20 protein-coding genes are annotated in these 22,349 nt (G+C 72.2%); 12 read left to right on the top strand and 8 right to left on the bottom strand.

Annotation, left to right across the window (positions count from 1 at the left end; translation table 11 throughout):
• Nucleotides 1-29: 29 nt before the first annotated feature.
• Nucleotides 30-1,754, bottom strand: a complete 1,725-nt coding sequence (locus tag O7608_RS04145) for a GTPase (protein ID WP_289208721.1) — start codon at nt 1,752-1,754, stop codon at nt 30-32.
• Nucleotides 1,751-3,574, bottom strand: a complete 1,824-nt coding sequence (locus O7608_RS04140; protein WP_289208720.1) for a GTPase family protein — start codon at nt 3,572-3,574, stop codon at nt 1,751-1,753. Before O7608_RS04140 ends, O7608_RS04145 begins: the two co-directional genes overlap by 4 nt.
• Nucleotides 3,575-3,828: 254 nt before the next feature.
• Here O7608_RS04140 and dnaK point away from each other — a divergent pair, with 254 nt between their 5' ends.
• From dnaK to O7608_RS04120, 4 genes are all read left to right on the top strand, one after another.
• Nucleotides 3,829-5,754, top strand: coding sequence for a molecular chaperone DnaK (gene dnaK / locus O7608_RS04135; RefSeq protein WP_289208719.1), 1,926 nt, complete (start codon nt 3,829-3,831; stop codon nt 5,752-5,754).
• A gap of 66 nt (nt 5,755-5,820) precedes the next feature.
• Nucleotides 5,821-6,726 (top strand): nucleotide exchange factor GrpE, encoded by a 906-nt coding sequence (locus O7608_RS04130; protein WP_289208718.1) that lies wholly within the window; start codon nt 5,821-5,823, stop codon nt 6,724-6,726.
• Nucleotides 6,727-6,850: 124 nt separating this feature from the next.
• Nucleotides 6,851-8,074 carry a molecular chaperone DnaJ gene (gene dnaJ / locus O7608_RS04125; protein WP_289208717.1) on the top strand — a complete coding sequence of 408 codons (1,224 nt, stop codon included), beginning with the start codon at nt 6,851-6,853 and terminating at the stop codon, nt 8,072-8,074.
• A gap of 6 nt (nt 8,075-8,080) precedes the next feature.
• A complete protein-coding gene (locus O7608_RS04120; RefSeq protein WP_289208716.1) occupies nt 8,081-8,539 on the top strand; it encodes a heat shock protein transcriptional repressor HspR in 459 nt (152 codons plus the stop codon).
• Here O7608_RS04120 and O7608_RS04115 read toward each other — a convergent pair.
• The gene (locus tag O7608_RS04115; protein ID WP_289208715.1) at nt 8,529-9,830 is read right to left on the bottom strand and encodes an MMPL family transporter; all 1,302 of its coding nucleotides are present in this window, start codon (nt 9,828-9,830) and stop codon (nt 8,529-8,531) included. The genes O7608_RS04120 and O7608_RS04115 overlap by 11 nt on opposite strands.
• Nucleotides 9,734-10,681: an MMPL family transporter gene (locus O7608_RS04110; protein WP_289208714.1), complete on the bottom strand. Its 948-nt coding sequence runs from the start codon at nt 10,679-10,681 to the stop codon at nt 9,734-9,736. Before O7608_RS04110 ends, O7608_RS04115 begins: the two co-directional genes overlap by 97 nt.
• 75 nt (nt 10,682-10,756) lie before the next feature.
• Between O7608_RS04110 and O7608_RS04105 the strand changes: the two genes are divergently transcribed.
• Entirely contained in the window at nt 10,757-11,410 is a 654-nt protein-coding gene (locus O7608_RS04105; RefSeq protein WP_289208713.1) for a TetR/AcrR family transcriptional regulator, read from the top strand.
• Between the two features lie 15 nt (nt 11,411-11,425).
• Here the strand turns inward: O7608_RS04105 and O7608_RS04100 are convergent, their stop codons facing one another.
• From O7608_RS04100 to O7608_RS04090, 3 genes are all read right to left on the bottom strand, one after another.
• Nucleotides 11,426-11,857 (bottom strand): hypothetical protein, encoded by a 432-nt coding sequence (locus O7608_RS04100; RefSeq protein ID WP_282224703.1) that lies wholly within the window; start codon nt 11,855-11,857, stop codon nt 11,426-11,428.
• A gap of 118 nt (nt 11,858-11,975) precedes the next feature.
• Nucleotides 11,976-13,205 (bottom strand): cation:proton antiporter, encoded by a 1,230-nt coding sequence (locus tag O7608_RS04095; protein ID WP_289208712.1) that lies wholly within the window; start codon nt 13,203-13,205, stop codon nt 11,976-11,978.
• A 7-nt stretch (nt 13,206-13,212) separates the two neighbouring features.
• Entirely contained in the window at nt 13,213-13,713 is a 501-nt protein-coding gene (locus O7608_RS04090) for a cation:proton antiporter regulatory subunit (RefSeq protein WP_289208711.1), read from the bottom strand.
• 89 nt (nt 13,714-13,802) lie between these two features.
• On the opposite strand from O7608_RS04090, the gene O7608_RS04085 reads away from it, so the two are divergent.
• The 7 genes from O7608_RS04085 to O7608_RS04055 all read left to right on the top strand — a co-directional run bounded on the left by O7608_RS04085 (nt 13,803) and on the right by O7608_RS04055 (nt 21,378).
• Entirely contained in the window at nt 13,803-14,987 is a 1,185-nt protein-coding gene (locus O7608_RS04085; protein WP_289208710.1) for a hypothetical protein, read from the top strand.
• A gap of 111 nt (nt 14,988-15,098) precedes the next feature.
• Nucleotides 15,099-17,690: an ATP-dependent chaperone ClpB gene (gene clpB, locus O7608_RS04080; RefSeq protein ID WP_289208709.1), complete on the top strand. Its 2,592-nt coding sequence runs from the start codon at nt 15,099-15,101 to the stop codon at nt 17,688-17,690.
• 137 nt (nt 17,691-17,827) lie between these two features.
• On the top strand, nt 17,828-18,619 hold the full coding sequence (locus tag O7608_RS04075) for a hypothetical protein (RefSeq protein ID WP_289208708.1): 792 nt from the start codon (nt 17,828-17,830) through the stop codon (nt 18,617-18,619).
• 33 nt (nt 18,620-18,652) lie between these two features.
• Nucleotides 18,653-19,447: an SDR family NAD(P)-dependent oxidoreductase gene (locus tag O7608_RS04070; RefSeq protein WP_289208707.1), complete on the top strand. Its 795-nt coding sequence runs from the start codon at nt 18,653-18,655 to the stop codon at nt 19,445-19,447.
• Nucleotides 19,448-19,601: 154 nt separating this feature from the next.
• Complete coding sequence (gene pyrE, locus O7608_RS04065; protein WP_289210771.1) at nt 19,602-20,141, top strand: orotate phosphoribosyltransferase; 540 nt, start codon at nt 19,602-19,604, stop codon at nt 20,139-20,141.
• Between the two features lie 58 nt (nt 20,142-20,199).
• Nucleotides 20,200-20,577, top strand: coding sequence for an ArsR/SmtB family transcription factor (locus tag O7608_RS04060; RefSeq protein ID WP_278110946.1), 378 nt, complete (start codon nt 20,200-20,202; stop codon nt 20,575-20,577).
• A gap of 78 nt (nt 20,578-20,655) precedes the next feature.
• The gene (locus tag O7608_RS04055; protein ID WP_289208706.1) at nt 20,656-21,378 is read left to right on the top strand and encodes a class II aldolase/adducin family protein; all 723 of its coding nucleotides are present in this window, start codon (nt 20,656-20,658) and stop codon (nt 21,376-21,378) included.
• Nucleotides 21,379-21,391: 13 nt separating this feature from the next.
• Here the strand turns inward: O7608_RS04055 and O7608_RS04050 are convergent, their stop codons facing one another.
• The gene (locus O7608_RS04050) at nt 21,392-22,333 is read right to left on the bottom strand and encodes a DUF368 domain-containing protein (RefSeq protein ID WP_289208705.1); all 942 of its coding nucleotides are present in this window, start codon (nt 22,331-22,333) and stop codon (nt 21,392-21,394) included.
• Nucleotides 22,334-22,349: the final 16 nt, after the last annotated feature.

The following is a 22,349-nucleotide window of genomic DNA, read 5'->3' as shown; positions in this document are numbered from 1 at the left end:
CCACGCCTGGCCGCCGGAATCCGGTCGGCTCAGCGACCTGACCGGGACCGGGCCTGGTCCAGGGCGTCGCTGGCGTCGCTGTGGGCGGCCAGGACCGCGCGGACCGGGGCGACCACGTGGCGTCGGGCCACGTCGGCCACGGCGTCGTAGAGCCGGTCCTCGGCGCGTCGGCGGGCCCGCCGGGCCGCCCAACCGGTCACCGGCCGGATCAGCAGGCCGACCAGGACGCCGCCGAGCAGACCGCCGAGCAGCAGTACCGTCGGCACCGGCACCACCCCGACCGCCGGGTACTCCAGCGCCGGCAGACCCAGCACCCGGACGACGAAGCCGACGAGCAGCCAGCCGAGCCCGGCGGCCGCCGCGGCGGTCACCAGCCACTGCACCGCGCCGACCGCCCGCCACCACAACGGCCGGTCGACCGGGGCCAGATCGGCGGCACCGACGGCCCGGTCCAGCGCGTCGGGCAGATCGGCGGTCTGCGAACGGGCAGCGGCGGTCACCGCCGCCGGCCAGGGTGCCGGCAGTTGGCTGCCGGCCTGCTCGGCGAGGCCGCGTACCGCCAGGTCGACGGCCGCGCGCTGGGCGGCGCTCGGCGCCGGCAGCGACGTCACCGCCAGCGGCGCCGGCGGGTCGGCCGGGCCGTCGGACGGTGCCCCGGGCGGGCCGTCGGCCCGTCGGGAACCGAGCAGGTGCAGCCGCAGCAGCGGGTCGGGGCGCAGCCGGTGCCAGGCCCGGCTGACCGGCCAGCCGGTCGCGGCGGCGGCCCGCTGCCGGTACGCCGATTCGACCGCCTGGGCGACCGTCGGCACTCCGGCGGCGTCGGCCAGCGCGGAGCTGAGCCGTCGGACGGTGCCCCGGTTGATCTCCTCCTCGGCACGTCCCACCGGGCCGACCAGGTCGCCCAGCTCGTCGGTGACCGCGTCGAGGTCGCCGGCGAGCCGACGCAGCACCGCCTGCCGTTCGGTCACCGTACGCTCCAGTTGCCCCCGCAGCTCGGCCATCGCGGCCGGGATCACCGCCGAGGTGGCCAGCAGCGGTACGCCGGCGAGTTCGTCGGTGTCCAGCAGCCGGCGCAGGTCGGCCATCAGCCGGGTGAGTTCGGACTGGTCGAGCCGGTCGGCCTGGTTGAGCACGACGACCGTGACGTCCCGGTTGCGGTGGAACTCCCGCAGGTAGCCACGGTGGATCACCCGGTCGGCGTACTTCTGCGGGTCGACCACCCAGATCACCAGGTCGACCAGGCCGAGCAGCCGGTCCACCTCCAGCCGGTGGCCGAACTCGACGGAGTCGAAGTCGGGCAGGTCGAGCAGGACCAGCCCGTGCAGCCCGGCCTCGTCGGTGCCGTCCAGGGCACTTTCCCGGACGAACCGGTGCCGGGGCAGTACGCCGACCCAGTCCAGCAACTCGCCGGCACCGTCGACCGGGCCCCAGACACAGGCGTGGGCGTTGCCGGTGGTGGGCCGGCGCACGCCGACCGGGGAAAGGTCCATCCCGGCCAGTGCGTTGAAGATGCTCGACTTGCCGCTGCCGGTCGCACCGGCCAGCGCCACCACGGTGTGCTCCCGGGACAGCGTCAGCCGGGCACCGGCCCGCTCGACCAGGGTGCGGGCCGCGCCGAGCCGGGTGTCCGGGATCCGTCCGTCGGTGGCGCGCAGGAACCGGCCCAGCGCGGTGAGGCGGGCGACCAGCTGGTCGGCGTCGACGCGGGGTTCGCGGCGGACCGCGCCACGGACGCGGTCGACGAAGCCGGTCACGCTACGGCTCCCGGCAACGGGCCGGCGGCACCCGGCAGGGTGTCCGGCAGCCGGTACGGCGTACCGCCGTGCAGGCCGGCGCCGGTGCGCGCCCGCTCGACCTCGGCGGCGGCGGCGCGTAGCCGGTCGCCGGGCCCGGTGTCGGGTCCGAGGATGCTCGTCGGCAGCCCGACCGCGTCGATCAGGTCGAGGTAGCGCCCGGCCTCGTCGTCGAGCAGGTCGCGGATCCGCTGGAGCAGACCGTCCCGGGACCGGTTGGCGAGGGTGCGGATGGCCTGGTCACCGAAGATCGCCTCGAGCACCTTCTGGGCGGCCACCGTGGTGCCACCGGCGGCGGCGACCTCCAGCCCGGTGGGGATGAACGCGGTCGACGCGAAGACGGCGACCATGACGGCCAGGCCGGTGGCGTTGACGGCGTACGCGGCGGTCCGGGCGACGAACCGTTTGTCGCCGGCCTCGGCACGGACCAGTTCGAGCACGTCGCGTTGCCAGTCGCGGACCAGACGTTCGGCGCGTTCGGGCAGGTCGGCCGAGGGCCGGGCCAGCTCGGGGGTGAGCAGCGCGGCTCCGGCCGGGTGCGCCCGCCAGGCCAGCTGCGCGGCGTCGGCGCCGTCAGTGGCGGCCCCCCGGATCAACGTGACCAGCTGGGATTCGATGGCGCTGCGCAGCTGGCTGGCCGGGGCCGGTCGGCCGGTGACGACGCTGACGACGCGGTCCCGCAGCCGACCGACCCGGGCCTCCAGCGAGCGGAACAGCTCACCGGTGCCGACGAAGTCCTGCCAGCGGCCGAGCACCTCGCCGCGTAGCAGCCGGCCGTCCTGCACGGCCTGCTCCGCGCCGCGCGCGGCGGTGCGGTACGCCGACCGGACCCGGTCGCTCAGTGACCCGGCGGCGTCGAGCTGGTCGTCGGCGGCGGCGGCCAGCCCGTCGACGGCCGGCGCGAGGGCGCTCAGCGCGCCGTCGAGGGTCTGCCGGATCACCGCCGCGCGGGCGTTCGCGTCGCTGGCGAGCATGCCGAACCACTCCCGCAGCGGTGCGGTGACGATCTCCGGTAGCAGGCCCTGGCCGTCGACGACCGTTTCCGGCACCACGAAGATCGGTACGTCGTCGAGGTCGTTGTCGGCGAGCATCTCCCGCAGGTGGGCGGTGATCTCGTCGACCGCTTCGGGCGGTACGCGGTCCAGCGCGAGGGCGAGCATGGTGCCGCGCAGCTGGGCGGTCTGCAGCAGTTGCCAGGGGACCGCGTCGGCGTACCTGGCGGCGGTGGTGACGAACAGCCACAGGTCGGCGGCGGCGAGCAGTTGTACGGCGAGCGCCCGGTTGGCGTCGACGACCGAGTCGATGTCCGGGGCGTCCAGGAAGGCCAGCCCGGGCAGCAGTGCCGGCGCGGCCACGAGCTGCAGCGCGTCGGGTGCGTCGGTGGGGCCGGCGGTGCGGGTCAGGCCGGGCAGCAGGTCGCCCTGGCGGAACCAGGCGGTGTCGGCGGGGTTGCTGACCAGCACCGGCGAGCGGGTCGTCGGGCGGAGCACCCCGGTGGCGCTGACCCGGGCCTGGACGAGGCTGTTGACCAGGGTCGACTTGCCGGCTCCGGTGGAGCCGCCGACCACCACCAGCAGTGGGGCGTCGAGCCGGGCGAGCCGGGGCAGCAGGTAGTCGTCGAGTTGGGCGATCAGCCCGGCACCGACGGCGCGGGCCTCCTCGGCGGAGGGCAGCGCCAGCGGGTACGCCGTCCCGCCGATAGCGGTGCGTAGTCGATTGAGTGCTCCGGGAAGTTCCGGTGCACTCGGGCTGGGCGCGGCCGGTCCACCCTGCGTGGTCACGGGTAGAGCGTGCCTGATCTATGCATGCCAGACAACCTGAACCGGCCCGGCGCGCCTGGTGATCTGATCGTGATTCATGGGCTCACCTGCGCTGTCGGTGCAGGTGAGGACCATTATTGCGTGTCCCCGGCTCAACCTGACTTGACGGTGGCTGCGATCGTGGCAGTATTGAGTCAAGTCCACTCAACTTGTGGTGGGTGTACGGCGGGGCGGTGCCCCGGCACCTGCTCTACGAACGAAGCGAGGAAGCGACCATGGCACGTGCGGTCGGTATCGACCTGGGCACGACGAACTCCTGCGTCAGTGTGCTGGAGGGCGGTGAGCCCACCGTCATCGCCAACGCGGAAGGCTCCCGGACCACTCCCTCCATCGTCGCGTTCGCCCGCAACGGTGAGGTGCTCGTCGGCGAGGTCGCCAAGCGTCAGGCGGTGACCAACCCGGACCGGACCATCCGGTCGGTCAAGCGGGAGATCGGCACCAACTGGACCGTCGACATCGACGGCAAGAAGTACACGCCGCAGGAGATCTCCGCCCGTACCCTGATGAAGCTCAAGCGCGACGCCGAGGCGTACCTGGGCGAGCGGATCACCGACGCGGTGATCACCGTTCCGGCGTACTTCAACGACGCCCAGCGGCAGGCCACCAAGGAGGCCGGCGAGATCGCCGGGTTCAACGTGCTGCGGATCGTCAACGAGCCCACGGCGGCGGCCCTGGCGTACGGCCTGGACAAGGGCTCCAAGGAGCAGACCGTCCTGGTCTTCGACCTCGGCGGCGGCACCTTCGACGTCTCCCTGCTGGAGCTCGGCGAGGGCGTCATCGAGGTCAAGTCCACCAGCGGTGACAACCTGCTCGGCGGCGACGACTGGGATCAGCGGATCATCGACCACCTGGTGAAGACCTTCCGCGGCCAGCACGGCGTGGACCTGGCCCAGGACAAGATGGCCATGCAGCGGCTGCGGGAAGCCGCCGAGAAGGCCAAGATCGAGCTGTCCGCGGCCACCACGACCAGCATCAACCTGCCGTACATCACGGCCGGCCCGGCCGGTTCCGACGGCGCGCCGTCGGCGCCGCTGCACCTGGACGTCACCCTGACCCGGGCCGAGTTCCAGCGGATGACCCAGGACCTGCTGGACCGCTGCAAGGGCCCGTTCGAGCAGGCCATCAAGGACGCCGGGGTCAAGCTGGCCGACGTCGACCACGTGATCCTGGTCGGCGGCTCCACCCGGATGCCGGCCGTCTCCGAGCTGGTCAAGCAGCTCACCGGTCGGGAGCCGAACAAGGGCGTCAACCCCGACGAGGTCGTCGCCGTCGGTGCCGCCCTGCAGGCCGGCGTGCTCAAGGGCGAGGTCAAGGACGTCCTGCTGCTCGATGTGACCCCGCTGAGCCTGGGCATCGAGACCAAGGGCGGCATCTTCACCAAGCTGATCGAGCGCAACACCACGATCCCGACCAAGCGTTCCGAGGTCTTCACCACGGCCGACGACAACCAGCCGTCCGTGCTGATCCAGGTCTTCCAGGGCGAGCGGGACATCGCGGCGTACAACAAGAAGCTCGGCACCTTCGAGCTGACCGGGCTGCCGCCGGCGCCGCGCGGGGTGCCGCAGGTCGAGGTCACCTTCGACATCGACGCCAACGGCATCGTCCACGTCAACGCCAAGGACCTGGGCACCGGCAAGGAGCAGTCGATGACGATCACCGGCGGCTCGGCGCTGCCGAAGGACGACATCGAGCGGATGATGCGCGACGCCCAGGACCACGCCGACGAGGACAAGCGGCGTCGCGAGGAGGCGGAGACCCGCAACCTGGCCGAGCAGCTGCAGTGGCAGACCGAGAAGTTCCTGGCCGAGAGCGGCGACAAGCTGTCGTCGGACTCGCGTGACCAGATGAACGAGGCCCTCGGCGAGCTGCGCGGCGCCCTGGCCGGCAGCGACATCGAGAAGATCAAGTCGGCGCACGAGAAGCTGGCCCAGGTCTCCCAGCAGGCCGGTTCGGCGCTCTACGCCCAGCAGGCCGAGCAGCAGGGGCAGCCGGGCGGTGCGGCCGGACCGGGTACGGCCGGACCGGGTACGGCCGGACCAGGTGCGGCCGGACCAGGTGCCGGTGCCGCCGGCGCGTCGGGCGGCGCCGCCGGTCCGGACGACGTGGTCGACGCGGAGATCATCGAGGACGACAAGAAGTGACGTCGCGCCGCAACCGGGAACCAGCGATGATCTTCGTCGAAGCGTCGTACGGATCGAGGTAGTCGAATGACGGACACACCACGGGCCGCCGATCCGGCGGGCACCGGGCGACCGGCCGGTCGTTCGAGGTCGACCGGGCGCGCCGAGGGTGAGGCTCCGGAGCGTCTGGTGATCCGGGACCGGCGGCGGATCGACCCCACCGGTACGCGGACCCGAAGTGCTCGGCACGCGGCGGCCGAACCGGCCGACGCGGCGACTGCCACCGACCAACGCCCGGCCGGGCGGCACGCCCGGCCGGGCCCGGAGGAGGAGACCGTGAGTGGGAACGCCAACGGCAGCCCGGCCGACAGCTCGGCCGAACCGGCCGCCGAGCCGACCGACCAGCCGCAGGAGTCCGGTTCCGGCCCGGCCACCCGACCGGACCCGACCGACGCCGCGACCGTCGACGAGCCGGTGACCGGAGAGATCGTCGAAGCCGACGAGGCACCCGACACCGGTCAGCCCGCCGCGTCGGCCGGTGACGCCGCCCCACCGCTCGGTGCCGAACTGCAGGCCCTGCGGGCCGATCTCGACGAGCGCACCCGCGACCTGCAACGGGTGACCGCCGAGTACGCCAACTACCGCAAGCGGGTCGAGCGGGACAAGGGGCTGGCCTCTGAGCAGGCTACCGGGGCGGTGCTCGCCGCGCTGCTGCCGATCCTCGACGACCTGGACCGGGCCCGCGAGCACGGCGACCTGGTCGGGCCGTTCGGCACCGTCGCCGAGCAGCTCACCACGGCGCTCGGGAAGTTCGGGCTGACCCCGTTCGGGGAGAAGGGCGACCCGTTCGACCCGACCCGGCACGAGGCGGTCGCGCACCTGACCTCCGGCGAGGTCACCGAACCCACCTGCGTCGACGTGATGCGGCGGGGATACCTGCTCGGGGACCGGCTGCTACGGGCGGCACTGGTCGCTGTCGCCGACCCCGAATGACCGCCGCCGGTCAGGCACCGGCGCGCACCACCGGCGGTGGGACGCGAGTCGCGTCCCACCGCCGGGGCGCCACCAGCGGTTCGGGGACACAGGGCAGTTCGGGGACGGACGGGAGGAGGACAGGGTGAGTTCCAAGGACTGGCTGGAAAAGGACTTCTACGCCGTGCTGGGGGTGCCCAAGTCGGCCTCCACGGACGACATCAAGAAGGCGTACCGCAAGCTGGCCCGGGAACTGCACCCGGACCACAACCCCGGCAACACCGCCTCCGAGGAGCGGTTCAAGGCGGTCTCCGAGGCGTACACCGTGCTCGCCGACGACCGCAAGCGCAAGGAGTACGACGAGATGCGCTCGTTGTTCGGCTCCGGCGCGTTCCGTCGCGGTGCCCGTGGTGCCGGCGGCTTCGACCCGTCCGACCTGTTCGGCGGTGGCGGCTTCTCCGGAGCCGGCGCGGGCGGCGGGGACCGGCGCTTCGGCGGCGCGGGTTTCTCGGACATCTTCAGTTCGATCTTCTCCGGTGGCGGGGCCGGCGGGATGCGTGCCCGTGGGCCGGCCCGGGGGCGCGACGTCGAGGCCGAGGTGGTGCTGGACTTCGCGGCCGCCGTACGGGGAACCACGCTGCCGTTGAGCCTGCGCGCGCCCGGCGTCTGCGACACCTGCCAGGGCAACGGTGCCAAGCCCGGTACGGTGCCCCGTACCTGCCCGACCTGTGCCGGGACCGGGCTGACCACCCGAAACCAGGGTTCGTTCAGCTTTTCCGAGCCGTGCCGGGACTGCCAGGGCGTCGGCACGATCGTCGACGAGAAGTGCCCGGAGTGTCACGGCAGCGGCGGGGTGACGAAGACCCGGACCCTCAACGTCCGTTTCCCGCCCGGGGTCGCCGACGGGCAGCGGATCCGGCTGGCCGGTCGCGGTGAGCCCGGCGACCGGGGCGGGCCGGCCGGTGACCTGTACGTACTGGTGAAGGTGCGCGGCGACGACCTGTTCGGCCGCTCCGGCGACGACCTGACGTTGACCGTGCCGATCACGTTCGCCGAGGCGGTCCTCGGTACGGACCTGCGGGTCCCGACGATGGACGGTGCGGTGACCCTGCGGGTGCAGCCCGGTACGCCGAGTGGTCGGACGCTGCGGGCGCGGGGCAAGGGTGTGCCGCGTCGGGACGGGACCGCCGGTGACCTTCTCGTCACCGTCGAGGTCGTCGTTCCGGCTACCGTTGACGAGTCGGCCACGGCGGCGCTGCGGACCTTCGCCGAGCACACGCCGGGGGCCGATCGGGAACGACTCGTCGCCCGGCTGCGTCGCAACGACAACGAGACCCCCGGGCCGCGACCAGCCACGGACAGGAGATGAGCGAGGGTGGAGGACGAACTGACGATCTCCTTCGAGGCCGCCTCCGACGCCAAGGTCCTGATCATTTCGGTGGCGGCCCGGATGGCCGGCATGCATCCGCAGACGCTGCGCCAGTACGACCGGCTCGGCCTGGTCCAGGCCGGTCGGGCAGCCGGTGGCGGTCGCCGGTACAGCGTCCGGGACGTGGTGCTGCTGCGGGAGGTGCAGCGGCTGAGCCAGGACGACGGGGTCAACCTCGCCGGCATCAAGCGGATCATCGGCCTGGAGCAGCTCGTCGGTGACCTGCAGCAGCAGGTCACCGAACTGCAGGCCGAGCTGGCCGCCGCGTACCAACGGATCGCCGAGCTGGAGTCGGTCGGGCCGTACCGGCGGGCGGACCTGGTGCCGACCAGTCGCACCTCGACCGCGCTGGTGGTGTGGCGGCCACAGCGCGGTGACCGGGGCGGCCGCCCAGCTACCGGCTGAGCCGGCCCGGCCACCAGGCGTGGTGACCGAGCAGGCTGAGCACCGCCGGGGCGAGGACCACCCGGATCACCGTCGCGTCGATGATCACGGCGGTGGCCAGCCCGATGCCGATCATCTTGACCAGGGTGTCGTCGATCCAGACGAAGCTGAGGAAGACCACCGCCATGATGGTCGCGGCGGCGGTGATCACCCGACCGGTGCCGGCGAGCCCGGCGACCACGGCCGCGCCGGGGTCGCCGCCGCGCCGGTACTCCTCCCGGATCGCCGACAGCAGGAACACCTCGTAGTCCATCGACAGTCCGAACAGCACCGCGAAGAGCAGCATCGGCACCACCGACATGATCGGCACCGGGCGGTCGACGCCGATCAGGGTCAGCCCCCACCCCCACTGGAACACCATCACCAGCACCCCGTACGCGGTGCCGACGGAGAGCAGCGCCATCACCGCGGCCTTGACCGCGATCAGCGGTGCCCGGAACATCGCCACCAGCAGCAGCCCGGCCGCGAGGATCACCGCGAACACCACCCAGGGCAGCCGGTCGGCGACCGCGTCCGCGATGTCGATCATGAACGCGGTGGTGCCGGCGATCAGCGCACCGGTGCCGTACCCGTCGAGGGCCGCCGGGGCGGTGTCGGACCTGATCCGGTGCACCAGATCGGCCACCCGGTCGTCCTGCGGGGCGTACCTCGGCACGACGCTCAGCAGCGCGACCCGGCCGTCCGTGCTGAGCTGGGCCGGGGTGACCAGTTCGACCGCCGGGTCGGCGACCAGCCGGCGGCTGAGGTCGTCGAGCGCGTCGGTGGTCCGCGTCGGGGACAGTTCGGCCGGCACCGGTACGGCGAGCACCAGCGGGCCGTTCCAGCCCGGCCCGAAGGCGGCGGCCACCCGGTCGTACGCCTGCCGCTGCGGCCAGTGCGCCGGCTGGTTGCCGTCGTCCGGGGTGCCCAGTCGCAACGTGAGCACCGGGGCGGTGACGACCAGCAGCGCCAGGGTGGCACCGACGGCGTACGCCCACCGGTGGCGGGTGACGTGGCGACCCCAGCGCGGCCAGCGGGAGTCGGCCGCCGGGTCGCGGGAGTCGGCCCCCGGAATGCGCCGGCGGCGGCGGATCCGGCCCGCGTCGACCCGTCGGCCGAGCAGCCCGAGCACCGCCGGTAGCAGGGTCAGCGCCGCCAGCATGGTCGCGGTGACGGTCAGCGCACCGGCCAGCCCCATCGCGCCGACGAACGGGATGCCGGTGAACAGCAGCCCGAGGATCGCGACCACGACCGTACCGCCGGCGAACAGCACCGCGTGCCCGGCGGTGCCGATGGCCCGGCCGGCGGCGGTGACCGGGTCGGTGGTTCGTCGGCCAGCGCCGCGCGGAACCGGGTGACGACGAACAGCGCGTAGTCGATTCCAGCGCCGAGGCCGAGCATCACGGCGACGATCGGCGCCGAACTTGGCACGTCCACCACGAGCGAGGCGATCAGCACCAGCGTCGTGCCGCAGGCGAGGCCGACCAGGGCGACCAGGATCGGCAGTCCGGCGGCGACCATCGAGCCGAAGGAGAGCAGCAGCACCACGGCGGCCGCGGCGAGGCCGACCAGTTCGGCGGTGCCGGTGGTCGGCTCGAACGCCACGTCGACGACCAGCCCCCGGAAGTCGACGTCGACACCGGCGACGCGGGCCGGTGCCACCGCCGCGTCGAGCCGCTGGTACGCCGCCGGTCCCAGGTCGCCGGCGTGCCGGTCGTAGCGGACGGTGCTGGTGGCGGTGCGACCGTCCGGGCTCAGCAGCCCGCCGGAACCGGGACCGGTGGCGTCGGGCAGCGGGTTGCCGGCGTCGACGACCGACGGCTGCTGGCGGATCGCGGCGACGGCGTCGGTGATCGCGGCGACCCGGTCGGCCCGGTGCAGGTCGCCGTCGGCGGCGTGCCAGACGATCTCGGCGCTGTCCGCGCCGTACGCCGGGAAGTGTCGCTGGATGAGGTCGGCGGCCCGCTGTGACTCGGCGCCGGGGACCCGGAAGTCGTTGGCGAAGCCGCCGCCGGTGAGCTGGCCGATGCCGGCGAGGGCGGCGGCGACGAGCAGCCAGGCGGCGATGGTGTGCCAGGGCCGGCCGGCGCAGGCCCGGCCGAGTCGTTCCAGGATGCGTTCCATGGCACCAGCATGACTGCACCGAGTGCAAAATTGCAATGAGTGAAGCTATCTGGGGTCCGGGCGTAAGGTGTCTGCATGCCGACCGAACCGGGCCTGCGGGAGCGCAAGAAGGAACGCACCCGGGCGGCTCTGATCGACGCGGCGGCCGACCTGTTCGACCGCAAGGGCTACGACGAGACGACCGTCGCCGAGATCGCCGCCGTCGCCGAGGTCTCCACCCGGACCTTCTTCAGCTACTTCCGCACCAAGGAGGAGGTCCTCTTCGCCGACAACGCCGAACGGCTGCGCATCGCCCAGGCCGAGATCCGCCTGCGGCACCCCGGCGAAAGCCCGGCCGACGTGCTGCTGCGTACCGCCCAGCGGATCTTCGCCACCAGCACCTTCTCCAACGAGCTGTTCGCCCGGCTCGCGCCGATCCGGGTCCGGCTGATCCTGGCCAGCCCGGCGCTGCAGGGCTACGCGCTGCGGCTGCTGCTCAGCGGGCAGAACGACCTGGCCCGTGGGCTGCGGGAAGCCTTCCCCGATGACCTCGACGAGGTCACCGCCGCCGCGATGGTGGGTTCGTTCATCGGGGCCCTGGTCGCGGTGATGATGCAACTGCTCGCCGAGCTGCCCGACCCGGGGCGGGCCATCCTGGTCGACCAGGAGCAACTGCTGGCCGGACTGCAACGGGGGATGCAGGTCGCCGTCGCTGGACTCGCCGCCGCCGGTCAGCCACCCGCGCCGTGACCCTTCGGGTGGCGCTCAGCTGAGCCGGCGGGACTTGCGGACCAGACCGCCCTCGCACCAGTCGTGGTAGTCGAACAGCTGCGGCTTGGCCAGCAACACCCGGGTGTTGTGCGCCCAGGTCGCCATCAGCTCGTCGCCCTGCTGCTCGGCCTGCTCGACGAGCCGGCGCAGCCGCCGCTTCGGATGCGCCCGGAAATTGGTGCGGATCCCGTCGGCGGCGTAGATGTAGAGGCAGTGCAGCGCGAACCGGCGGGCCGGGCAGGTCGGATCCATCGCGAGGTCGAACAGGGTGGTCACCAACCGGTCGCCGGAGACCAGCAGATCCCAGTCCTGCGGCATGGACTGCAGCGGCACCGAGTCTGGCTGGTACGCCCAGGCACGCAGCTCGGCGGGCGCCGGGTCCACCGGATTGGCGAAGCCGCGGAACGCCGACTCCTGCACGCTCAACGGGGTGCCCTCCCGTCCGCGGCCAGCGGGGCGCTGCCGGCCCCGGGCCTGTCACTAGCTACTGCCGCGCCACCGTAGCGTGTCGGAGGGTGATCGCGGAAGTCCTGCAGCGTGCCATTCATGAGGGTGATACGTGTCCCCCCGCCTCCGTTGCGTGATGACCGCTGGCCGTACCGGCTGTCGGTCGCCGCCGCACCCGCCGCTTGAACCAGCGGGTGTCCGGCACCCGCGCCAGCACCGGCCCGCTGACGACGGTGATCAACACGTACGCGGTGGCCAGTGGGGCCAGCGCCGGCTCCACGCTCGAACTGGCCACCGCCAGACCGGCGATCACGATGGAGAACTCCCCACGCGGCATCAGCGCCAGCCCGGCCCGCCACCGGCCAGGTGCGGCGATACCGGCCCGACGGGCGGCCAGATAGCCGGTCAGCACCTTGGTGCCCATCGTCGTCACCGCCAGCGCCAACGCCGGCAGCAGCACCGGCGGGATGTCCCGGGGGTCGGTCACCAGGCCGAAGAAGACGAAGAACACGGCGGCGAACACGTCGCGCAACGGCGTCAGCAGCTCGGTGGCGCTGTGCGCCACCGGCCCGGACAACGCGATGCCGACCAGGAACGCGCCGACCGCCGCCGAGACCTGCAACTCGGCGGCGAGACCGGCGACCAGCAGGGTCAACCCGAGTACGCCGAGCAGCAGCGCCTCCGGGTCGCGTACCGACAGCAGGGCGGAGATCCGATGGCCGAACCGGACCGCGGCCAGCAGCACGACGGTTACCGTGCCGACCGCCACCGCGACCGCCACGCTGCCGGCGGCCAACCCGGCACCGATCAGCACCGCGCTGAGCACCGGCAGGTAGAACGCCATCGCCAGGTCCTCGACGACCAGGATCGACAGGATCACCGGCGTCTCCCGGTTGCCCAGCCGGCCCAGGTCACCGAGGAGTTTGGCGACCACCCCCGACGAGGAGATCCAGGTGATCCCGGCGAGCACCAGCGCGGCGGTCGGCCCCCAGCCGAGCAGCAGCGCGAACGCCGCGCCCGGCAGCGCGTTCAGCAGCGCGTCGATCAGACCGGCCGGCGCGGCCCGGCGCAGGTTGCCGATCAGTTCGGCGGCGGAGTACTCCAGCCCGAGCATCACCAGCAGCAACACGACGCCGATCTCGGCACCGACGGCGAAAAAGTCCTGGATGTCGTGCAGCGGGAGCAACCCACCGTGCCCGAACAGCAGGCCGGCCAGCAGGTAGAGCGGGATCGGCGACAGCCCGTAGCGGCGGGAGAGCCGACTCAACAGGCCGAGGAGCAGCAACAGCGCGCCGAGTTCGATCAGCAGCAGGGCGCTGTCGTGCATCGCCGGGTCAGCCAGCCGGGTCGTCGTCGGCCAGGATGCCGCCGACGCCGTCCAGGCCGGCCCGGGTGCCGACGACCACCACCACGTCGCCGGCGGCGAACCGGAAGTCCGGCCCAGGTGACGCCAGCACCTCCCGGTTGCGCAGTACCGCCACGATCGACGCCCCGGTGCGGGTCCGCGCCTTGGTGTCGCCGAGGGTACGGCCGACGAACGGCGAGCCGGCGGTGATCGCCACCTGCTCGGTGAGCAGCCCGGCGGCCTGGTCGCGCAGCCCGGCCAGCTGGCTGAGCATCAGCGAGGCGCCGAGGATGTCGGCGAGCGCCTCGGCCTCGTCGTCGGTCAGCGGGATGTCGGCGTCGCAGGCGTCCGGGTCGTCCTCGTCGTAGAGGACCAGGTCCCGACGTCCCGACCGGTGGCTCACCACCCCAATCCGCCGACCCGACTCGGTCAGCAGGTCGTGGCGCACCCCGATGCCGGGGAGGTCGACCTGTTCCACACGTGCGCGCACCCTTCCACGCTACGCCGTCGCGGGGCGACCCGCCGCGCCGCGTCCGGTCAGACTGAGGGAACAGGCGCGTGGGCGACGGGAGGCGGCGGATGCGAGACCGGGTACGCAGGCCCGCGACGACGACCGACCGGCGGGCTCTCCTGCTGCCGGCCGTACTGGTGGTGGCCGTACTGATCCTGGCGGGTTGTTCGATCGGCGACATCCGGCGTACCCCGCCGGAGCGCGCGGTCCCCTCGGCCGACCCGACGGTGCCGGCCGACGGGCCCGGCGCCGTCGAGGTCCGCCCGATGCGGGTGCCGGTGCCGGCGTACTACGACCCGCCGCTCATCGAGTTCGACCACGCCCGGCTGGGGTACGCGCTCTTCCCCGGCTGCACCCGGTCGGCGGACGCTGGCGACCCGGTCCCGTGCCCGCCGCTGCTCTTCGTCACCTTCGACGCCGGTGGGTCCTGGTGGCAACAGGAGCATCCGGCACCGGACGAGGGGTCGCCGTCGATGCTGGTCGGCTACGGCAGCCTGGTGCTGTCCACCGACGCCGCCTGGTACCGGTCCCTCGACGCGGGTACGACCTTCACCCGGTCGACCAGATCGGACGGGTCGATGCCGCCGGAGTACGCCAGTGTGGACGGGCCGTACCAGGTGTGCTGCCAGACCGATCCGGTGGCGCGGGTCGTCGAGGTGACCGAGCAGGGCATGGTCCCGTTGCCACAGCAGCCGCCGATTCCGGTGGTGCAGACCGTCGGCCACCTCGGCGACAAGCTGACCGTCGCCGGGCTGCGTGAGGGTCGGCTGCACGTGGCGTTCGGCGCTCTGGTGGCGCAGCCGGACGATCGTGGGGTGGCCGAGCCGACCTGGCAGTGGCAGACCGACGCGATCACCATCGCGGAGCCGGACCGGATCCGTCTGCTGGTGGTGCATACCGCGCCCTTGGGCGGCCGCTGGCTGATCGCCGAACGGGCGCCGGGTGAGTTCCCGCTGGTCTGGCGGATCAACGGGACGCAGCTGGAGCATCTGCCGGTCGACGACCCACCGACCGGGGTGGTGTCGGTGCTGCCCGACGGCGGCCGGTTGCTGGTCACCACCCGTACCGGTGCCTGGGCGGTCGGCTCCGACGGCCAGTTCGAGGTGCTCTACTGGCCGGTGCAGGGCGCGTACCTCACCCGGCTGCGGGACGCGACGGTGCAGGCGCGTCGGGACGGCGCGGTGCTGCTCAACGTGCGTCAACCAGTGGGTGCCGGCTGGGTGGAGATCTTCTGGGACCCGACCGGTCGGTGACCCGGTGCGGGTCGGGCTCACGCGGAGGACTCGTCGATCGGAGTTGAGTGGAATAGACTCAAGTCTGGTGGTGTCCTTACCAGTGGACCAACCTGCCGCACAGGGGAGCTCATGAACGCCGAACGTCTGACCACCAAGAGTCGCGAAGTCATCACCGCCGCGGTCGCCGTCGCCAACCAGCGGGGCCACGCCACGGTCGAACCGTGGCATCTGCTGCTCTCCCTGCTGGACACCGGTGGGTCGACCGCCGCCGGCCTGCTGCGGGCCGTCGGCGCCAACCCGGCCGAGATCCGCCGCACCGCCGTACGGACCGTGGAGAACCTGCCCGCCGCCCGCGGCTCCAGCGTCGCCGAGCCGAGCCTGTCCCGCGAGTTCGCCAACGCGATCGGCGCCGCCGAGCAGATCGCCCGTCCGCTCGGCGACGAGTACACCTCCACCGAGCACCTGCTGGCCGGCCTGGCCCGGGTGGGTGGCGCGGTCGCCGGGCTGCTCAAGAGCGCCGGTGCCACCGAGGAGAACCTGATCGCCGCGTTCCCGTCGGTTCGCGGCGGCGACCGCAGGGTCACCACCGCCGACCCGGAGCAGACCTACCAGGCCCTGGAGAAGTACGGCGTCGACCTGACCGCCAGCGCCCGCGACGGCAAGATCGACCCGGTGATCGGCCGGGACGCCGAGATCCGCCGGGTGATCCAGGTGCTGTCCCGGCGTACCAAGAACAACCCGGTGCTGATCGGCGAACCTGGCGTCGGCAAGACCGCGATCGTCGAAGGACTCGCCCAGCGGATCGTCGCCGGCGACGTACCGGAATCGCTGCGCGACAAGCGCCTGGTCTCCCTCGACCTCGGCGCGATGGTCGCCGGCGCGCAGTACCGGGGCCAGTTCGAGGAGCGGCTCAAGTCGGTGCTGGAGGAGATCAAGGGCTCCGACGGCCAGGTGATCACCTTCCTCGACGAACTGCACACCGTGGTCGGTGCCGGCAAGGGCGAGGGCTCGATGGACGCCGGCAACATGCTCAAGCCGATGCTTGCCCGTGGTGAGCTGCGGATGGTCGGCGCGACCACCCTCGACGAGTACCGCGAACACATCGAGAAGGACCCGGCGTTGGAGCGCCGCTTCCAGCCGGTGCTGGTCGGCGAGCCGACCGTCGAGGACACCATCGGCATCCTGCGCGGGCTCAAGGAACGCTACGAGGTGCACCACGGCGTACGGATCACCGACGCCGCGCTGGTCGCCGCCGCCGGCCTGTCCGACCGCTACATCACCGACCGGTTCCTGCCGGACAAGGCGATCGACCTGGTCGACGAGTCCGCCTCCCGGCTGCGGATGGAGATCGACTCGCGGCCGGTCGAGGTCGACGAGATCGAGCGCGCCGTCCGCCGCCTCGAAATCGAGGAGATGGCGCTGGCGAAGGAGCCGGACCCCGGCTCGGCGCAGCGCCTGGAGCGGCTGCGCCGCGAGCTGGCCGACAAGCGCGAGCAGTTGACCGCGCTCAGCGACCGCTGGCAGCTGGAGAAGGGGCACATCACCCAAATCTCCACCGCCCGTGAGGAGCTGGAACGCCTCGGCGGCGAGGCGGAGCGGGCCGAACGCGACGGCGAGTTGGAGCGCGCCGCCGAGCTGCGGTACGGGCGGATCCCGGCGCTGCAGGGCGAGCTGGCCCGTGCCGAGACCGAGCTGGCCGCGTTGCAGGCCGACGGGGCGATGCTGAAGGAGGAGATCGGCGCGGACGACATCGCGGCCGTCGTCGCCGCCTGGACCGGCATCCCGGCCGGCCGGCTGATGGAGGGCGAGACCGCGAAGCTGCTGCGGATGGAGGAGTCCCTCGGTGCGAGGGTGGTCGGTCAGCCCGCCGCCGTCGCCGCCGTCTCCGACGCGGTCCGCCGGGCCCGGGCCGGGGTCGCCGACCCGGACCGGCCGACCGGCAGCTTCCTCTTCCTCGGCCCGACCGGTGTCGGCAAGACCGAGCTGGGCAAGGCGTTGGCGGAGTTCCTCTTCGACGACGAGCGGGCCATGGTCCGCATCGACATGAGCGAGTACGCCGAGAAGCACTCGGTGGCCCGGCTGGTCGGTGCCCCACCCGGTTACGTCGGGTACGAGGAGGGCGGTCAGCTGACCGAGGCGGTGCGCCGTCGGCCGTACTCGGTGATCCTGCTCGACGAGGTGGAGAAGGCCCATCCGGACGTCTTCGACGTGCTGCTGCAGGTGCTCGACGACGGCCGGCTCACCGACGGGCAGGGCCGTACGGTGGACTTCCGTAACGCGATCCTGATCCTCACCTCCAACCTCGGCTCGACGCTGATCAACGACCCGACGCTGACCGAGGAGCAGCGGCGCGACGCGGTGCTGGCCGTGGTCCGGGCGCACTTCAAGCCGGAGTTCCTCAACCGGCTCGACGACATCGTGGTCTTCGCGATGCTCAGCGGCGCCGAGCTGCGCTCGATCGTGGACATCCAGCTGGACCGGATGCGGCGGCGGCTGGCCGACCGCCGGCTGAGCCTGGACGTCGACGACGCCGCCCGTGGTTGGCTGGCCGAGCACGGCTACGACCCGATCTACGGGGCCCGGCCGCTGCGTCGGCTGGTCCAGTCGGCGATCGGCGACCAGTTGGCCAGGGCGTTGCTGGCCGGCGAGATCCGCGACGGGGACACCGTCCGGGTGCAGCTCGCCGACGACAAGGAAGGGCTGGCGGTGCAGGCAGGCTGACCGGCGTCGATGGTCCGTGCCGGGTGGCGCGGCGGGTGCCAGCGGTGTAACTCGAGGCAGACGCGGGTGTCGTTTGCCCCGTGCCACTGGCGGGGTACCGATACGGTGATCTTCCGAAGCTTCGGGGAAGGAGAGCTGTGTCGGATCCGAATCCGGCCGCGCCACCGGTCAAGGCGCGGCCGAGCACCGTCACCATTTCGAGTTACCTGCTGTTCCTGACCGCCGCCCTGCAGGTGGTCGGCCTGATCGTCGCGCTGTCCGTGACGGGCACGATGCAACAGGTCTACGAGGACGCCTACGCCGACTTCGACGGCATGGAGGCCATCGGCACGATCACGACGGTCACGACGATCGCCGGGGCGATCTTCGGGCTGCTGGTCGCCGCCGGTCTGGTGGTGCTGGCCCTGCTCAACAACCGGGGCAAGAACCCGTCCCGGATCGTCACCTGGGTGCTCGGCGGCATCTTCCTCTGCTGCTCCGGCGGTGGGCTGGCGCTCGGCGCCGCCGGCAGTGCGCTCACCCCCGACACGAGCGGCACCGACCCGAACATGCCGGACCCGGCGCAGGTGCAACGAGACCTGGAGGCCGCGTTGCCCGGCTGGTACGACCCGGTCAACCTGCTGGTCGGCGTGGTGACCGTGCTGGCGTTGCTGGCCGCGCTGATCCTGCTGGCGCTGCCGCCGTCGAACGAGTTCTTCCGCAAGCCGGCCGTCGCCTGGGAGCCGCCGGTGCCCGGTGGCGGGTACGGCGGCGTACCGCCGATGCCGGGTGGCGCCTACCCGAGCTACCCGCCGGCCCCGGGCACCCCGCCCGGACCGCCACCGGCGGCCGGTCCGCCGCCCACGGGGGGCAACCCGCCGGCAGCCGGTGACACACCGGACAATCCCTCCGGTAACCCGCCGGGCAGCCAGCCCCCTTCGGGCAGCTGACCGGACGGTCCGGCACAGCACAGGAGGTACGTCGTGGTGGCATCGTCGTCCAGGATCGAGACCGCACTGGTCACCGGTGCCACCGCCGGCCTCGGCGCGGCCTTCGCCCGTCAGCTCGCCGCGCGCGGTACGCGGCTGGTGCTGGTCGCCCGGGACCGTCAGCGGCTGACCACGATGGCGGACGAGTTGACCGACCGGCACGGCGCGACGGTCGAGGTGCTCGACGCCGACCTCGCCACCGAAGGCGGGGTCGGCGTCGTCGCGTCCCGGCTGCGGGACACGGAGACCCCGGTGGATCTGCTGGTCAACAACGCCGGGATCGGCTTGAACCAGTCGTTTCGCCGCACCGACGAGGCCGACGAGCTGCGGCTGCTGCGGTTGAACGTGGAAGCCGTGCTGCGGCTGACCCATGCGGTGCTGCCGGTGATGGTGCAACGCCGAGCGGGAAGAGTGATTAACGTCTCATCGGTCGCCGGATTTGGTCCGGTTGCAGTGGGTTCGACCTATCCAGCGAGCAAGGCGTGGGTCACGAACTTCAGTGAGTCGATCGACAATTCGGTCCGCCACCTCGGGGTCCGGGTGATGGCGCTGTGCCCCGGCTACGTCCGTACGGAGTTCCACGAGCGGGCCGGTATTCGTGTCACTGGATCGCCTGGCTGGCTCTGGCTGCGGGCCGACGACGTGGTCGCCGACGGGTTGCGGGACCTGGCCAGGGGGCGTGCGGTGAGCGTCCCCGACTGGCGGTACAAGGCGCTCGCCACTGTGGTGCGTCACGCTCCGCATGGGCTGCTGCGGCTCGCCGGCGGTCGACCGAAGGATCGCGAGTGAGCCGGAGAGCGTACCAGCGTGTCCGTCGAAACGCTTCCCGCCGCCGCGACCAGGGGTTTTGTGGTGTATGGGCAGCTAGCGACGTGGATGGCGTTATCGGCGAGTTGCCGGGCCGGCGGCGGGAGACCCAGTGACGCGCAGTACGCTTTGCACCATGGGGGACCATGACGACCTGCGCAAATTCATCACTGACCTGGCCGTGGTGCACGGCAAGGTGGTGTTGTCGTCAGGTCGCGAGGCTGATTGGTACGTCGACCTGCGGCGGGTGACGTTGCACCACGCCGCCGCACCGTTGGTGGGGCGGGTGTTGCTCGACCTCACCGCGGACTGGGAGTACGACGCGGTCGGTGGCCTGACGTTGGGAGCGGACCCGGTGGCACTGTCCATGTTGCACGCTGCGGCGACGCGGCAGCGCAAGCTGGACGCCTTCGTGGTGCGCAAGGCCGAGAAGACGCATGGACTCCAGCGACGGATCGAAGGGCCGGACGTGGTCGGTCGCCGCGTACTCGCGGTGGAGGACACCTCGACGACCGGGGGCAGTGTACTGACCGCAGTCGAGGCGCTACAAGAGGCAGGAGCAGAGGTGGTCGGCGTGGCGGTGATCGTCGATCGTGGGGCGGGCGACGCGGTTCGGGCAGCCAGACTGCCCTACCGGGCCGCCTATACGTTGGCTGACCTCGGCCTTCTGGCCTAAAAGTTTGCCGATTCGGATCTGCTGATATGCAGGCGGATCGATGCTGTTTGGTGGAAGGATGGGTTTCGTGGGAACTGCGTTGGCTGAAATGACCATGCCTCAAATCTCGCCGCTTGCCGGCGAGCCGATCGAACGCGCAGACGCGGAGCGACTCGCTGGAGTCCTCAAGGCGCTCGCCGACCCGGCCCGACTCAGGCTGCTCAGCCTGATCCAGTCGGCGCCGGAAGGCGAGGCCTGCGTCTGCGACCTCACCGCTCCGCTCGGGCTCTCCCAGCCGACCGTGAGCCACCACCTGCGTATCCTCACCGAAGCCGGCTTGCTGGAACGGGAGAAGCGCGGCGTGTGGGCTTACTACCGGCTGGTGCCGTCCGCGATCGCCACGATCGCGGATCTGCTGACCCCGCCGCGTAAGCGCGCCACCAAGAAGGCTCGCTGACCTGACGGCACCTTGCCTGGCCGACTCGCTGGAGGCGGAGCTGCCAGGCAAGGTGCCCAAGGCCTCGAAGGGACACCGGTGACGTACGTTGCTGGCGACCTGCGGGACCAGCTGGCCTACCTCGGGCGCGACGTGGTGCGCGCCGGTCTCGTCGTGGGCTCCGGCGGCAACCTGTCCGCCCGGCTGCCCGGTGGCGACGACTGCTGGGTGACCGCGTCCGGCACCTGGCTGGACCGGCTCGACCGGGCGTCGTTCGTCCGGGTCCGGGTCGCGGACGGCACGACGCTGCCCGACGGTCCGGCACCCGAGGCGATGCCGCCTGTCGCGGTGGCACCTGGCGCGATGACGCCTGCCGGTACGCCGGCGCGGCCGACCAGCGAGCTGGCCCTGCACCTGGCGGTCTACCGTGCCCGCCCGGACGTGCACGCCGTGGTGCACCTGCATCCACAGTCCATGCTGCTGCTGGACACCCTCGGCGTACCGATCCGGCTGGTCACCACCGACCATGCCTTCTACCTGCGTCGGGTCGTCACCGTGCCGTTCGCGCCGCCCGGCGGCTGGCCGTTGGCCCGCGCTGCCGCCGACGCTGCCGCCGACGGCACCAACTGCCTGATCCTGTCCCGGCACGGCTGCTCGGTGCTGGCCAGCTCGGTCGAGCTGGCCCACAAGCGTGCGGTCAACCTGGAGGAAGCGGCCCGGCTCACCTACCGGGCGCTGGCCGTCGGCCGGCTCGACGAGCTGACCCCGCTGCCGGCCGACTACCTGGACCAGCTGCCGCACCCCGAGCAGGGCAGCGTCTGAACCGGAACCCTGCTCAGCGGTGGTGGCTGGGCAGCTCCGGCGACTCCTCCTGGGTGACGTCCACGGCGGCGCGGCGCAGCCGCCGCTGCTCGACGATCACCATCGCGGTGACCACCGCGATCCCCAGCAGCAGGAGCAGCACCACCGACGGCGCGTTGCCGGCCGGGGCCAGCAGCCCCCGATCCTCGGTCTGCCACGGCCACAGCGCCCGCAGGCTGCCGACGATGACACCGGTCATCACCGCCAGGGTGACCCGACGGTGATGCTCCAACAGGTACTGCAGCAGCTTCACGAACAGCGTCAGGCCGATCACCATGCCGGCGGCGAAGACCGCCAGGTAGCCGAGGTTCCGGTCGTTGACCGCCTCGATGGTCGGCTCGTAGAGCCCGACGGTCAGCAGCAGGAACGACCCGGACACCCCCGGCAGCACCAGCGCACAGACCGCGACGGCGGCCGCCAACAGCACCACCACCGGGTTCGGGTCGATCGTCGCCGACGGCAGCCCGGTCAACACGAACGCCGCCACCGCCGCGATGCCCACCGCGGCCGCGTCCCGTACCCGCCACGGTCGGCCGATCATCGAGATCGGCACCAGCACCGACGCCAGCACCAGGCCGAAGAACAACCCTCGGGTCTGCTCCGGGTACTCCTCCAGCATCGGCTCCAACAGCCGGGCGGCGAGCAGCAGACCCGGCAGCATGCCGAGCGCCAGCGGGATGACCACATCCCAGTGCACCTGGCGGAACTGGTCGCGGCTGCGCGCCCAGCCCTGCTTGCGGGGTACGTCGGAGACCGCGTACCGGACCGTGTTGATCAGGTGCCCGGCCGAGGCGATGAGCCGCTCGTACACGCCGGTGACCAGTGCGATCGTCCCACCACTGACGCCCGGGATGGCCTCTGCCACCCCGATCGCCGCACCCCGGAACACATGGCCGACACGTTCACGCACTGACATTCGCGCAACCATACCG

Source organism: Solwaraspora sp. WMMA2056 (assembly GCF_030345095.1).
GTDB lineage: Bacteria > Actinomycetota > Actinomycetes > Mycobacteriales > Micromonosporaceae > Micromonospora_E.
This window is presented reverse-complemented; position numbering and strand designations above follow the sequence as displayed.

What these genes read in the sequence shown, in the direction of transcription:
- O7608_RS04110 (WP_289208714.1), bottom strand. Translation starts at nt 10,681, where the DNA reads ATGGAACGCATCCTGGAACGACTCGGCCGGGCCTGCGCCGGCCGGCCC.
- pyrE (WP_289210771.1), top strand. Translation starts at nt 19,602, where the DNA reads ATGGGGGACCATGACGACCTGCGCAAATTCATCACTGACCTGGCCGTG.
- dnaK (WP_289208719.1), top strand. Translation starts at nt 3,829, where the DNA reads ATGGCACGTGCGGTCGGTATCGACCTGGGCACGACGAACTCCTGCGTC.
- O7608_RS04060 (WP_278110946.1), top strand. Translation starts at nt 20,200, where the DNA reads ATGGGTTTCGTGGGAACTGCGTTGGCTGAAATGACCATGCCTCAAATC.
- O7608_RS04130 (WP_289208718.1), top strand. Translation starts at nt 5,821, where the DNA reads ATGACGGACACACCACGGGCCGCCGATCCGGCGGGCACCGGGCGACCG.
- O7608_RS04085 (WP_289208710.1), top strand. Translation starts at nt 13,803, where the DNA reads ATGCGAGACCGGGTACGCAGGCCCGCGACGACGACCGACCGGCGGGCT.
- O7608_RS04095 (WP_289208712.1), bottom strand. Translation starts at nt 13,205, where the DNA reads ATGCACGACAGCGCCCTGCTGCTGATCGAACTCGGCGCGCTGTTGCTG.
- O7608_RS04105 (WP_289208713.1), top strand. Translation starts at nt 10,757, where the DNA reads ATGCCGACCGAACCGGGCCTGCGGGAGCGCAAGAAGGAACGCACCCGG.
- O7608_RS04050 (WP_289208705.1), bottom strand. Translation starts at nt 22,333, where the DNA reads ATGTCAGTGCGTGAACGTGTCGGCCATGTGTTCCGGGGTGCGGCGATC.
- clpB (WP_289208709.1), top strand. Translation starts at nt 15,099, where the DNA reads ATGAACGCCGAACGTCTGACCACCAAGAGTCGCGAAGTCATCACCGCC.